The following is a 13,055-nucleotide window of genomic DNA, read 5'->3' on the forward strand; positions in this document are numbered from 1 at the left end:
GCGCGGCCATCAGAGGTTCATGCCGTTGCCGGCGATGACCGGCATGTTGGTCCACGCGCCCTTGAGGTCGCGATACCAGCCGGCCGCGGCCAGCGCGCCGCCATTGACATGCAGCGCCGTGCCGGTGATCCAGGCCGCGCGCGGGCTGGCCAGGAACAGGATGCCGTCGGCAATGTCGCGCGGCGTGCCGAAGCGGCCCAGCGGAATCCAGCGCGGGATATGGTGCTGGTGTTCCGCCGCGACCATCTGCGACACCGGAACCTGCGGCGTTTCGGTGGTCTCGGGGGCGATCAGGTTGACGCGGATGCCCGCCGGCGCCAGCTCCAACGCCAGGCTCTGCGTGAAGCCGGTGATGGCAGCCTTGAAGGCGCCGTAGACGCTGCAGTACGGAATGCCGCGGAAGGCCTCGATCGACGACACCGTGACGATGCTGCCGGCAGCACTGCGCCGCAGCAGTGGCAGCATGGCGCGCGTGACGGTGAAGACGTGGCCCAGGTTGGCGGCGTAGAGGCTGGCGATCTCGTCGTCGGCATAGAGCTCGAACGGCTTGGCGATGCGCAGGAAATCGCCGACGTTGTTGACCAGCACGTCCAGCACTCCGAAACGCTGTTCGACCTGCGCAGCCAGTTCGCGCACGATGCCGGCATCGGTGGCATCGCCCTGTACCACCAGCATTTCCGTGCCGGGCTTGTTCAGCAACTCCCGGGCCTGCTCGGCGCGCTGTTCGTCGATCTCGATCAGCGCCACGCGCGCACCCTGTTCCAGGAAGGCTTGCGCGGCGGCGAGCCCGATGCCGGCGCCGCCGCCGGTGACCAGCACGGTCTTGTCGGTGAAATCCATCTGAGTCGTTCTCCTTCGGTTGCACTGTGGTGTGCGGCCATTTGATCGGCGGCAGGCGCGATGGGCATCGTCCGATTGCAGGTCAGGGAAAACACTTAGATGGCGCGAACCAGGGCAAACAAGAGCGCCGCGTGACGGACATCGGCAGGCAGCCTCCCTATAATCTGCGCTGCCCAGGTGCCGCAGAGCACCGGTCAGTCCACGCATGGGGTGTGGAAACAGGAGACAGACAATGTTGATGGCGACCGTTGAGGCGCAAGGGGTGGCGTCGCCCTGGTTTGCGCAGTCCGGACTGAGCCTGCCGCATTTCAGCGCGCTGCTGGCGGCGGTCTATGAAGGGCCGATGGAACCCGTGCCCTGGGGCCGCGCGCTGGAAATGCTGCGCAAGCAACTTGGTGCCAGCTATGTGAGCTTCATCCTGCGCTCGCCCGCGAGCGACCGCAGTGGCATCGCGGTGCACGCGTCGCAGCACGGCACTTCGCTGGAGGCCGAGGCGTCGTACAACACCTACTACTACGCCATCGATCCCTTTATCAACCTGCCTACCGACCGGGCCGTGACGGTCGACGAAGCGATGGGCCCCGGCAACTGGTGCCGCAGCGAGATCTACCGGCAGTTCCTGCAGCCACTTGGCGTGCGCTACCTGCTGGGCGCGGACATCCGCACCGAAGACGGGGTCGAGTGCCGGCTGCGCGTCTGCCGCCAGCACGACGCGCAGGACTTCTCCGAGGTGGACAAGGCGGCCTGCGCCACCATCCTGCCGCACCTGAGGCGCGCGGTCCGGCTGCATTCCAGGCTGGATGTGGTCGAATCGGAGCGCAGCCTCTATGCGGGCGCGATCGACCGCATGCTGGTGGGCATGGTCATCCTCGACGCAGCCGGCGCAATCCTGAAGAAAAATGCGGAAGCCGATGAGATCCTGGCGGAGAACGACGGCATCCGCCTCAATGGCGGCAACTTCGAGATCGCCTACGCACAGGAAAGCCGCAAGTTCCAGTACCTGCTGCGCCGCGCCCAGATGGGGCACCACGGCAGCGCGCCGGCGCTGGCCGAAGCCATGTCGATCACCCGCCCCTCGGGGCGCGGCAAGCTGGGCGTGCTGATCCGCACCATTCCGCTCAGCGAATGGTCGGAAGACCACCGGCATCGCCCGGCCTGCGCTGTCTTTATCCGCGATCCCGAGCGCAAGTCGCGCGCCTCGCACGAGGTGGTGCGCAAGCTGTTCGACCTCACGCCCGCCGAGACCGCACTGGCACTGGTGCTTGCCGACGGCATGACGCTTGACGAAGCCGCCGAGGCGCTGGGCACCAGCAAGAACACGGCGCGCGCCCACCTGCGCGCGATTTTCTCCAAGACCGGGGTCACGCGGCAGGCCACGCTGGTGCGCATGCTGCTGAGCAGCGTCGTGACGCTCGGCTGAGCGCCATGGCTTGATCCACGCACGCGTGTTCCAGGACGCGCGTAATGCCCTTATGGCCCGATGATCGGTCCTCCTAGTCCGAATGGAGGATGAGACCCGCCATCCGCGCCCCTAGCATGCATCCGACAAGCGGGCGCGGCACACGGACGGCACCTCAGACGGACGCAGCGGCGCGTGCTGTCCACGCCCGGTCCTGTTCTGCGCACGCATCAACCTGTCCGGCCCCGGCCGGCACCAGTACCAGGGAGCGTGGAGCATGGAAAAAGTCATCTATATCGTCTGGCGCGAATCTCAGACCGAGCCGGGGGAGTTCGCGCGCCGGCTGCGCACGACGCTTGCGGACAAGCTATTGGCGCTGGGCGCGCGCGGACTGCAGGTGAACGTGGCCGATGACGCGGTGTTGCCGGCCGCGGGCCTGCGCCAGGCGAATACCCGCCCGCAGATGGATGGGCTGGTCTCGGTCTGGATGGACAGCGCCATCGACTGCCTGCGGCAGCCGTTCGACCAGGCGATCGAGGCCGCCGTGGGCCGCATGGCCGGCTACCTTGTGACGGAGTCCCAGCCCATCCGCAATACACGTTTCCCGGCCGCGCCGGGCGAACGCACGCCCGGCTTCGCGCAGCTTGCCTTCCTTACCCGGCCGCCCCGGCTTACGCCGCAGGCCTGGCTGGACATCTGGCACAACCACCACACGCCAGTGGCGGTCGAGACCCAGGACAACTTCCTCTACGTGCAGAACGTGGTGGTGCGGCCGGTCACCTACGCCGCGCCGCACTACGACGCCATTGTCGAAGAGGGCTTCCCCGATGCGGCGATGACCGACCCGCAGGCGTTCTTCGACGCGGCCGGCGACGAAGGCAAGTTCCAGCGCAACCTGCAGGCCATGATGGAAAGCTGCCAGCGCTTCATCGACTTCGACAAGATCGACGTGATTCCCACCAGCCAGTACCTCGTGCGCCCGGCGGCGGCCTGACGCCCGCGCCGGACCGGCTAGTCCCACTGGACGATGTGCCGGGCCGCAGCGCACGGAAGAATGGTCCCATCAGCCAACAGTGGCAACGAACCTGAGGAGACCGGCATGTTGGATATCCGTGCGCTAGGCTACATCGTAGTCGAGTCCACCGACCTGGGGCAATGGCGGCACTATGCCGAACAGGTGCTGGGCATGGCCTGTTCCGGCGCCCCCGGCGGTGCGCTGTACGTGAAGATGGACGAGCGCGACTACCGCTACCTGGTGGTGCCGGGCGCGCGTGACCGCTACCTGGCATCGGGCTGGGAGCTGGCCGACGAGTCGGCCTACCGCCATGCGCTCGACACGCTGCGCCAGGCCAAGGTGGAGGTCGTGCACGCCAGCGCCGCGGAACTGGCACAGCGCCGCGTGCAGGCCATGGCCTGGTTTTCCGATCCCTCGGGCAACCGCCATGAGATCTCCTGGGGCATGCGCTCGGACTTCCTGCGCTTTGTCTCGCCGCTGGGCGTGCCGCGCTTCATCACGGACCCGATGGGGGCGGGCCATGCGGTCCTGCCCGCGCCGGCCTTCGACGAGACCTATGCCTTCCTGTGCGAGGTGATGGGTTTCGGCCTGTCCGACATCTTCCGCGTGCGCTTTACCAACGACCCGGCCGAACCGGAAAAGCGCATCCACTTCCTGCATTGCGGCAACGCCCGCCACCACAGTCTGGCGATCTTCGAGATGCCGTCGGAATCCGGCTGCATCCACGTGATGGCCGAGGTCCCCGACATGGCCGAGGTGGGCCGCGCGCTGGACCGCGTGCAGCAGCACGGCGTGACGCTCTCGGCCACGCTGGGCCAGCACTGCAATGACCGCATGACTTCCTTCTACATGAAGACCCCCGGCGGCTTCGACCTCGAATTCGGCCACGGCGGCCTGGTGGTGGACTGGAGCCACCACGCGGCCTACGAGGCCACGCGCGTCAGCCTGTGGGGACACGACTTCAGCATCGGATACCGCTAAACACACCATGACCAAGACAATCGACAAGACCATGAGCGCGGCCGACGTGGTCGGCCGGCTCGCCGATGGCATGACCATCGGCATCGGCGGCTGGGGCCCGCGCCGCAAGCCGATGGCGCTGGTGCGCGAGATCCTGCGCTCGCCGCTGAAGGACCTGAGCGTGGTCGCCTACGGCGGCCCCGAGGTGGGCATGCTGTGCGCGGCCGGCAAGGTGCGCCGGCTGGTGTTCGGCTTCGTCTCGCTCGACGTGATTCCGCTCGAGCCCTACTTCCGCCAGGCGCGCGAGCGCGGCGTGCTGGAAGTGACGGAGCTGGATGAAGGCATGCTGCAGTTGGGCCTGCGCGCGGCGGCCGCGCGCCTGCCGTTCCTGCCGACGCGCGCCGCGCTGGGCACCGACGTGCTGGACATGAACCCCCAGCTGAAGACGGTGCGCTCGCCCTATGCCGACGGCGAAGTGCTGGTGGCGATGCCGGCAATCAAGCTCGATGCCGCGCTGTTGCACGTGAACGACAGCGATGTGCTCGGCAACACCCGCATCGACGGGCCCGATCCGTTCTTCGATGAATGGTTCGCACGCGCCGCGCACCGCTGCTATGTGAGCTGCGAAACGCTGCACCCGCGCCTTGAGGATGAAGACCTGGCGCGCGCGCGCAACAACGCCTTCGAGCGCTCGCTGGTAAGCGGCGTGGTGCACGTGCCCGGCGGCGCCCATCCCACTTCCTGTGCGCCGGCCTACGGCTGGGACCTGCCCGCGCTGAAGGCGTACTGCGCCAGCGCCGAGGCCGAGGACGGCTTCCGCGCCTACCGCGACGAGGTGGTGGGCGCGAGCGAAGCGGCCTACCTGGAGCGCATCGGCGGCCTTGGCCATGTGCACGACCTGCCGCTGCCGGTACTTTGAACCCGCCAACCCAAGGAGCGACCGTGAGCGCCACTTATGAATTCACCCGCGCCGAGCTGATGATTGCCGCCGCCGCCCGCGAATGGCGCGACGACGGCGAGGTGCTGGCCACCGGCATCGGCACCGGCCCGCGCATCGCCGCCGGCCTGGCGCGGCTTGCGCACAATCCGGGCCTGCTGCTGACCGACGGCGAGGCCTACCTGGTGGAAACGCCGGTGCCGCTGGGCCCGCGCGAGCCGGGCTACAAGGTGCGCGCCAGCGGCTGGATGGGCTACTCGCGCGTGTTCGACTGCCTGTGGGGCGGGCGGCGCCACGCGCTGGTGATGCCGACGCAGATCGACCGCTTCGGCCAAACCAATATTTCCTGCTCGGGCGGCACGCATGCGCAGCCCAAGACCCAGCTGCTGGGCGCACGCGGCTTTCCCGGCAACAGCATCCACCACGCCAATTCCTTCTTCGTGCCGGCCCACGGCACGCGCGCGTTCGTCGCCGGTGAAGTCGACATGGTCTGCAGTGCCGGCTACAACCCGGCCCGCCAGTTGGAGGGCATGCGCAGCTTCGTTGACCTGCGCGTGATCGTCACCGACCTGTGCGTGATGGATTTCGGGGGGGCTGACCATGCTATCCGCGTGCGCTCGCTGCACCCGGGCGCGAGCTTTGACCAGGTGCAGGCGGCCACGGGCTTTGCGCTGGCGAATACACCCGGCGAGGCCCTGCCGGAGACGGCGCCGCCGACACCGGAAGAGCTGCGGCTGATCGCCCAGCTTGATCCGCACAACCTGCGCGCGGCAATCGTGCGCGGCAATCCTTCCGGACGCGTGTGAGGCCGACATGACAACGCCAGCTTTCGAAGCCATCAGTCTTGGCCCCAATGCCGAGGTGCTCTACCAGGTCGCGGACGGCATTGCCACCGTGACCATGAACCGGCCGCAGTTCCACAACGCGCAGAACTCCAAGATGACCTACGCGCTGGACGAGGCCTACCGGCGCGCCGCCGCGGACGACGCGGTCAAGGTGATCGTGCTGCGCGGGGCCGGCAAGCATTTTTCGGCCGGGCACGACATCGGCACGCCGGGACGCGACATCAATGTGTCGTTCGAGCGTGCCTCGCTCTGGTATGACCATGTCAACAAGCCGGGCGGCGAGTTCCTCTATGCCCGCGAGCAGGAGGTCTACCTGGGCATGTGCCGGCGCTGGCGCGAACTGCCCAAGCCGACCATCGCCATGGTGCATGGCGCCTGCATTGCCGGCGGGTTGATGCTGGCGTGGGTGTGCGACCTGATCGTGGCGTCGGACGATGCCTTCTTTGCCGATCCGGTGGTGCGCATGGGCATTCCCGGCGTGGAATACTTCGCGCATCCCTACGAGCTGCATCCGCGCATCGCCAAGGAGTTCCTGTTCCTGGGCGAGCGCATGGGCGCCGAACGCGCCGAGCGCATGGGCATGGTCAACCGCGTGGTGCCGCGTGACGCGCTGGAAGACACCGTCTACGGCATGGCCGCCAAGGTCGCGCAGATGCCGCGGCTGGGCCTGACGCTGACCAAGCAGGCGGTCAACCATGTGGAAGACCTGCAGGGCAAGCGCACCGCGATGGATGCCGTCTTTGCCTGGCACCACTTCGCCCATGCGCACAATGAACTGGTCAGCGGCGACAAGCTCGGCGGCTATGACGCGCGCGCCATGGCCGCTTCGCAACGCACCGGCGGCGAGGACAAGGCATGAGCACCGCGAGCCTGCACACCGTGCTGTGCGACCTGCTGGGCTGCCGCTACCCCATCGTGCAGACGGCGATGGGCTGGGTGGCGGATGCGAAGCTGGTGGCGGCCAGCGGCAATGCCGGGGCCTTCGGCTTCCTGGCCGGCGCCACCATTCCGCCCGGCGAAGTCGAGCGCGAGATCCTGCGCGTGAAGGCGCTCAGCGACCGGCCCTTCGGCATCAACTTCCACATGTTCCAGCCCAACGCGGATGAAGTGATCGAGATGGCGATCCGCCATCGCTTGCGCGCCGTCAGCTACGGGCGCGGCCCGGACGCGAAGATGATCGGCAAGCTCAAGGCGGCTGGGGTGGTCTGCATGCCGACCGTCGGCGCGGCCAAGCATGCGGCCAAGGCCGTGGCACTGGGCGCGGACGTGGTCACCGTGCAGGGCGGCGAGGGCGGCGGCCATACCGGCGGCACGCCGACGACGCTGCTGCTGCCGCAGGTGCTGGACAGCGTGAGCGTGCCGGTGGTGGCCGCCGGCGGCTTCTTCGACGGCCGCGGACTGGCTGCGGCACTGGCCTACGGCGCGGCCGGCGTGGCCATGGGCACGCGCTTCCTGATGTCGGCCGAATCGCCGGTGCCGGCGCCAACGCTGGAGCGCTACGTCAAGGTGCGCGACCCGGCCAGCATCCGCGTATCGCTGGCCATTGACGGCCTGCCGCAGCGAATGATCGACAACGACCTGCTGCTGGCGCTGGAGAAGGCCGGTCCGCTGCGGCGCACCTGGCTGGCGCTGGCGGCCGCGCGCAAATGGCAGGCGCGTACCGGCATGCGCAGCGCGCAGATGCTGGCCACCGCCTGGCGCGCGATGCGCGAGCAGGACTACAGCGCCGCCCAGACCCTGATGGCCGCCAACGCGCCGGTGCTGATCCAGCGCGCCATGGTGGAGGGATGCCCCGATGAAGGCGTGCTGCCCAGCGGCCAGGCAGCCGCGGCGATCCGGGCCATCGAATCCTGCGAGCAGATCGTGGCCGGCATGGCCGCGCAGGCGCAGGCGCGCCTTGCGGCGCTGGCTGGCGCCGCACTGGCTGCAGCGGCCTGACCCACAGACAGAGGAAACCATGCAAACGAACAAAAAGACCGGGCCGTTCCGCATCGACACCGCCGACGGCATCGCCGAACTGGTGATCGACCATGCGCCCGTCAATGCGCTCGACAGCGCCGGCTGGCATGCGCTGGCCGCCGCGATCGACCAACTCGGCACCGATCCCGCCGTGCGCGTGATCGTGCTGCGCGGCGAAGGCCGCGGCTTCTGCGCCGGCGTCGACATCAAGGAGCTGGCCGCGCACCCGCAGCGCATCGTCGATGTCAACGCCGGCAACTACGCCACCTTCCGCGCCGTGCACCGCAATCCCAAGCCGGTCATCGTGGCCGTGCACGGCTTCGTGCTGGGCGGCGGCATCGGCATCTGCGGCGCGGCCGACATCATCGTGGCCGCGGATTGCGCGCGCTTTGGCGTGCCGGAGATCGACCGCGGTGCCATGGGTGGCGGCGCCCACCTGCAGCGCATGTTCGGCGTGCAGAAGGTCAGGGCGATGTACTTCACGGGCGAGATGATCGATGCCGCCGAGGCGTACCGGCTGGGCGCGGTCGAGCGCGTGGTGCCGCGCAGCGAGTTGCGCGACGCCGCCATGACGCTGGCCCGCCAGATCGCCGCCAAGAGCCCGGCCATGCTGCAGCTGGCCAAGGAAGCGCTCAATGGCGTGGAAGACGGCAACCTGGAGGACAAGTACCGCTGGGAACAGGGTTTCACGCTGCAGGCCTATATGAGCGCCGATTCCGGCGAGGCGCGTGCCGCCTTCGTCGAAGGCCGCGAAGCCCGCTTTGCGCAGGGGGAGCGCGATGCAGCTTGAATACACCGACGCCCAGCGCGCCTTCCGCGCCGAGGTGCGCGACTGGATGGCCGCGCACGTGCCGCGCACGCCGCTGGCGAGCTTCGATACCGAAGCGGGCTTCGCCCAGCACCGCGCCTGGGAAGCCACGCTCAACCAGGGCCGCTGGAGCATGGTCACGTGGCCGGCCGAACTGGGCGGGCGCGGCTGCGACCTGATCGAGTGGCTGATCTTCGAGGAAGAGTACTGGCGTGCCGGCGCGCCGATGCGCGTCAACCAGAACGGCATCTTCCTGCTCGGGCCCACGCTGATGGAATTCGGCACCGAGGCGCAGAAGGCGCGCTTCCTGCCGCGCATGGCCTCGGGCGAGCATGTCTGGGCGCAGGGCTGGTCCGAGCCGAACGCAGGCTCGGACATGGCCGCGATCCGCTGCAGCGCGATCCGGCAGGGCGATGACTATGTGATCAACGGCCAGAAGATCTGGTCGACGCGGGCGGTGTGGGCGGACTGGCTGTTCGGCCTGTTCCGCACCGACCCGGCCTCGACGCGACACCATGGCCTGACCTTCATCCTGATGCCGCTGGACACGCCCGGCATCACCGTGCGCCCGATCCGCCAGCTCAACGGCCAGACCGGCTTTGCCGAGATCTTCTTCGACGACGTGCGCGTGCCGGTGGAAAACCGCCTGGCCGCCGAAGGCGCCGGCTGGCAGGTGGCCATGGCCACCGCCGGCTTCGAGCGCGGCCTGATGCTGCGCTCGCCGGCGCGCTTCCAGGAAACCGCACGCGCGCTGGTCAGGCTGTACCAGGCCAACCGCGAGGCGGCGGACCGCGACCCCTCGCTGCGCGAGGCAGTGCTGCGCGCCTGGATGGACGCCGAGGCCTACACGCTGTCCACCTACGCCACCGCGAGCCGCCTGGTGCGCGGCGGCCATATCGGCGCGGAGTCGAGCACGAACAAGGTGTTCTGGTCCGAGCTGGACATCCATATGCACGATACCGCGCTGGCCATCCTGGGGCAGGCGGCAGAGGTCGCGCCCGACGGCCAGCCGCCGGGTTCGCTCGGCCACTGGCTGGACGGCTTCCTGTTCTCGCAGGCCGGCCCGATCTATGCCGGCACCAACGAGATCCAGCGCAACATCGTCGCCGAGCGCCTGCTCGGCATGCCGCGCGCATGACGGCACCCCGGGGAAAACACCATGGATTTCGCATTGACCGAAGAACAAGAACAGTTTGCCGAGGCGATCCGGCGCTTCCTGATGACCGAGATGACGCCCGAGCTGACGCGCGAGCTGTGGGCCACCGAGTCCGGCCGCTCCGACGCGCTGTGGCGCCAGCTTGCCAACCAGGGCCTGACCGCGGTGATGGTGCCGCAGGAGCAGGGTGGACTGGGGCTGGGGGACGTCGAATGGGCGCCGCTGGCGCAGGCCTGCGGCTACTTTGCGCTGCCCGAGCCTTTGCTCGACACTGCGCTGGTGGCGGCGGGGCTGCTGCGTGACGCGCTTGCGGCGGCGCCGAACGCCTCGGCGCGCGAGCGCTGCGCCACGCTGCTGGAGCGCATCGCCGCCGGCGATGCCCGCGTGGCGGTGGCGCATCCGCAAGAGCGGCTGGTCGCTGACGCCCATGTGGCCGACGCCATCCTGTGCGCGCACGAAGGTGCCGTGCACCTGCTGCGGCCCGACCAGGCCGTGCTGACGGCGCGCACCGGGCTCGATCCTTCGCGCCGTCTGTTCGAGCTGGCCTGGACGCCGGCCGCGGATACCGGGCTGATTTCGTCCGGCAGTGGCCTGTGGGACAGCGCGCTGAACCGCGGCGCGCTCGGCGTGGCCGCGCAGCAGCTGGGCCTGACCCAGCGCATGCTGGACCTGGCGATCGACTACAGCGCGCAACGCAAGCAGTTCGGCAAGGCCATCGGCGCCTACCAGGCGGTCAAGCACCTGCTGGCCGACGTGGCGATCCAGCTTGAATTCGCCCGGCCGGTGCTGCTGCGCGCCGCCGCGGCGCTGGCGCATGGCCTGCCCGATGCGGGCCTGCATGTCTCGCACGCCCGCGTGGCCGCCGCGCGCTGCGCCTGGAGCGCGGCGCGCCAGGCCATCCAGGTGCATGGCGCAATGGGCTACACCTGGGAGCTGGACCTGCAGATCTTCACCAAGCGGGCCTGGGCCCTGGCGGGAAGCTGGGGCGACCGTGCCTTCCACAAGGCGCGCATTGGCGCGCACATCCTTGACGGCGCGCATGACATCGGCGCTGGCGCCACCTTCGCCTGAATCCAAAGAGAGCAAAGACCATGAAAGACGCCTATATCGTTGATGCCCTGCGCACGCCCACCGGGCGCCGCAAGGGCGGACTGTCGCACATGCACGGCGCCGACCTGGGCGGCTTCGTGCTGGCCGAGCTGGTGCGCCGCAACGGCATTCCCGCCGAGGACTATGACGACGTGGTGTTCGGCTGCGTCGACACCATCGGCCCGCTGGCCGGCAATATTGCCCGCAGCGCGTGGCTGGCTGCCGGCCTGCCGCTGACGGTGCCGGGCGTGACCGTGGACCGGCAGTGCGGCTCCTCGCAGCAGGCCGTGCACTTTGCCGCGCAGGCGGTGATGAGCGGCACGCAGGACGTGGTCATTGCCGGCGGCGTGCAGACCATGACCCAGATCCCGATCTCGTCGGCCATGCTGGCGGGGCAGGCGCTGGGTTTTGCCGACCCGTTCTCGGGCAGCAAGGGCTGGCAGGCACGCTTTGGCGATGCGCCGGTGTCGCAATTCCATGCCGCGCAGCGCATTGCCGATCACTGGAAGTTGTCGCGCGAGGCCATGGAAGTCTACGCGCTGGAAAGCCACCGGCGCGCCGCTGCGGCCATCGAAGGCGGCCGCTTTGGGCGCGAGATCGTGCCGTGCGAAGGCGTGAAGCATGACGAGACCCCGCGCCCCGATACCACGCTGGCCAGGATGGCTGCGCTGGAACCGCTGATGCCCGGCAGTTCGCTGACCGCGGCCGTGTCCAGCCAGACCGCCGATGCCGCCGCCGCGCTGCTGATCGTCTCGGAAGACGCGCTCAAGCGCTACCAGCTCAAACCGCGCGCGCGCATCGCGCATATGAGCGTGCTGGGAGATGACCCGCTGTGGATGCTGACCGCGCCTATCCCTGCGACCAAACGCGCACTGGAGCGCAGCGGCCTGCGCCTGGCCGATATCGACGTGGTCGAGATCAATGAAGCGTTCGCCTCGGTGGCGATGGCATGGCTGGCCGAGACCGGCTACGCGGCCGAGCGCACCAACCCCAACGGCGGCGCCATCGCACTGGGCCACCCGCTGGGCGCCACCGGCGCGCGCCTGATGACCACGCTGCTGCATGAGCTGGAACGAACCGGCGGGCGCTACGGCCTGCAGACCATGTGCGAAGGCGGTGGCCTGGCCAACGTCACCATCATCGAACGCTTGTAAGGAGACCGCCATGGGAATCTGCGACGCACGCACCGTCATCATCACCGGCGCCGGCGGCGGGCTGGGCCGTGCCTATGCGCTGGCCTTCGCCGCCGAGGGCGCCAATGTGGTCGTCAACGACATCCGGCTCGAGGCGGCCGAGGCCGTTTGCGCGGAGATCCGCGCGGCCGGCGGCAGCGCACTGGCCAGCGCTGACGACATCACGCAACTGGCCATCGCGCAGCGCATCGTCGATGCCGCGGTCGAGGCCTTCGGCGAGGTGCATGTGCTGGTCAACAACGCCGGCATCTGCCGCGACCGCATGTTTGTCAGCCTGACCGAAGCGGACTGGGACGACGTCATGCGCGTGCACCTGCGCGGCCACTTCTGCCTGGCCAACCTGCTCGCCAAACGGTGGCGCGATGCCGCCAAGGCCGGCCGCGCCGTCGATGCGCGCATCATCAACACCAGCTCCGGCGCAGGCCTGCAGGGTTCGGTCGGACAGTCGAACTACGCCGCCGCCAAGGCCGGCATTGCCGCGCTCACGCTGGTGCAGGCCGCCGAGCTGGGCCGCTATGGCATCACCGCCAATGCCCTGGCGCCGGCGGCGCGCACCGGCATGACCGAAGACGTGTTCGCCGACATGATGCGGGCGCCGGCCGCCGGCTTTGACTACTATGACCCGGCCAACGTCGCGCCGCTGGTGGTGTGGCTGGGCAGCGCCGCGTCCGCGCAGGTCAACGGGCGCATGTTCGAGGCGGCCGGTGGCATGGTCTCGGTGGCCGACGGCTGGCGCAGCGGACCCAAGACCGACAAGGGATCGCGCTGGCAGCCGGCCGAACTGGGCGCAGCCGTGGCGGAACTGCTGGCGCAGGCGCAGCCGCCCCAGCCGGTCTACGGCAGCTGAGCGCGAC

The 13,055-nt window shown here is 69.1% G+C and carries 13 protein-coding genes; 12 read left to right on the forward strand and 1 reads right to left on the reverse strand.

The window, feature by feature from the left end; genetic code table 11:
- Positions 1-9: 9 nt before the first annotated feature.
- Positions 10-840 (reverse strand): SDR family NAD(P)-dependent oxidoreductase, encoded by an 831-nt coding sequence (locus KB879_RS20700; protein ID WP_211979695.1) that lies wholly within the window; start codon positions 838-840, stop codon positions 10-12.
- A 232-nt stretch (positions 841-1,072) separates the two neighbouring features.
- Here KB879_RS20700 and KB879_RS20705 point away from each other — a divergent pair, with 232 nt between their 5' ends.
- The 12 genes from KB879_RS20705 to KB879_RS20760 all read left to right on the forward strand — a co-directional run bounded on the left by KB879_RS20705 (position 1,073) and on the right by KB879_RS20760 (position 13,048).
- Positions 1,073-2,260, forward strand: a complete 1,188-nt coding sequence (locus tag KB879_RS20705) for a helix-turn-helix transcriptional regulator (RefSeq protein WP_013952294.1) — start codon at positions 1,073-1,075, stop codon at positions 2,258-2,260.
- A 256-nt stretch (positions 2,261-2,516) separates the two neighbouring features.
- Positions 2,517-3,233, forward strand: a complete 717-nt coding sequence (locus KB879_RS20710) for an EthD domain-containing protein (protein ID WP_013952295.1) — start codon at positions 2,517-2,519, stop codon at positions 3,231-3,233.
- Between the two features lie 105 nt (positions 3,234-3,338).
- Positions 3,339-4,235 carry a VOC family protein gene (locus KB879_RS20715; protein ID WP_013952296.1) on the forward strand — a complete coding sequence of 299 codons (897 nt, stop codon included), beginning with the start codon at positions 3,339-3,341 and terminating at the stop codon, positions 4,233-4,235.
- Between the two features lie 7 nt (positions 4,236-4,242).
- The gene (locus KB879_RS20720) at positions 4,243-5,133 is read left to right on the forward strand and encodes a CoA transferase subunit A (RefSeq protein WP_013952297.1); all 891 of its coding nucleotides are present in this window, start codon (positions 4,243-4,245) and stop codon (positions 5,131-5,133) included.
- Positions 5,134-5,156: 23 nt separating this feature from the next.
- The gene (locus tag KB879_RS20725; RefSeq protein ID WP_211979696.1) at positions 5,157-5,957 is read left to right on the forward strand and encodes a CoA-transferase subunit beta; all 801 of its coding nucleotides are present in this window, start codon (positions 5,157-5,159) and stop codon (positions 5,955-5,957) included.
- Positions 5,958-5,964: 7 nt separating this feature from the next.
- Entirely contained in the window at positions 5,965-6,855 is an 891-nt protein-coding gene (locus tag KB879_RS20730; protein ID WP_013952299.1) for an enoyl-CoA hydratase, read from the forward strand.
- Complete coding sequence (locus tag KB879_RS20735; RefSeq protein WP_013952300.1) at positions 6,852-7,934, forward strand: nitronate monooxygenase family protein; 1,083 nt, start codon at positions 6,852-6,854, stop codon at positions 7,932-7,934. Before KB879_RS20730 ends, KB879_RS20735 begins: the two co-directional genes overlap by 4 nt.
- A gap of 19 nt (positions 7,935-7,953) precedes the next feature.
- A complete protein-coding gene (locus KB879_RS20740) occupies positions 7,954-8,745 on the forward strand; it encodes an enoyl-CoA hydratase family protein (protein WP_013952301.1) in 792 nt (263 codons plus the stop codon).
- Positions 8,735-9,901: an acyl-CoA dehydrogenase family protein gene (locus KB879_RS20745; protein ID WP_013952302.1), complete on the forward strand. Its 1,167-nt coding sequence runs from the start codon at positions 8,735-8,737 to the stop codon at positions 9,899-9,901. The genes KB879_RS20740 and KB879_RS20745 overlap by 11 nt, the downstream gene beginning before the upstream one ends.
- 21 nt (positions 9,902-9,922) lie before the next feature.
- A complete protein-coding gene (locus KB879_RS20750; protein ID WP_153953829.1) occupies positions 9,923-10,990 on the forward strand; it encodes an acyl-CoA dehydrogenase family protein in 1,068 nt (355 codons plus the stop codon).
- Between the two features lie 20 nt (positions 10,991-11,010).
- Positions 11,011-12,162 (forward strand): acetyl-CoA C-acetyltransferase, encoded by a 1,152-nt coding sequence (locus tag KB879_RS20755; RefSeq protein ID WP_153953828.1) that lies wholly within the window; start codon positions 11,011-11,013, stop codon positions 12,160-12,162.
- 10 nt (positions 12,163-12,172) lie between these two features.
- Positions 12,173-13,048: an SDR family oxidoreductase gene (locus tag KB879_RS20760; protein WP_013952305.1), complete on the forward strand. Its 876-nt coding sequence runs from the start codon at positions 12,173-12,175 to the stop codon at positions 13,046-13,048.
- Positions 13,049-13,055: the final 7 nt, after the last annotated feature.

It is taken from the genome of Cupriavidus sp. KK10 (assembly GCF_018223725.1).
GTDB lineage: Bacteria > Pseudomonadota > Gammaproteobacteria > Burkholderiales > Burkholderiaceae > Cupriavidus > Cupriavidus necator.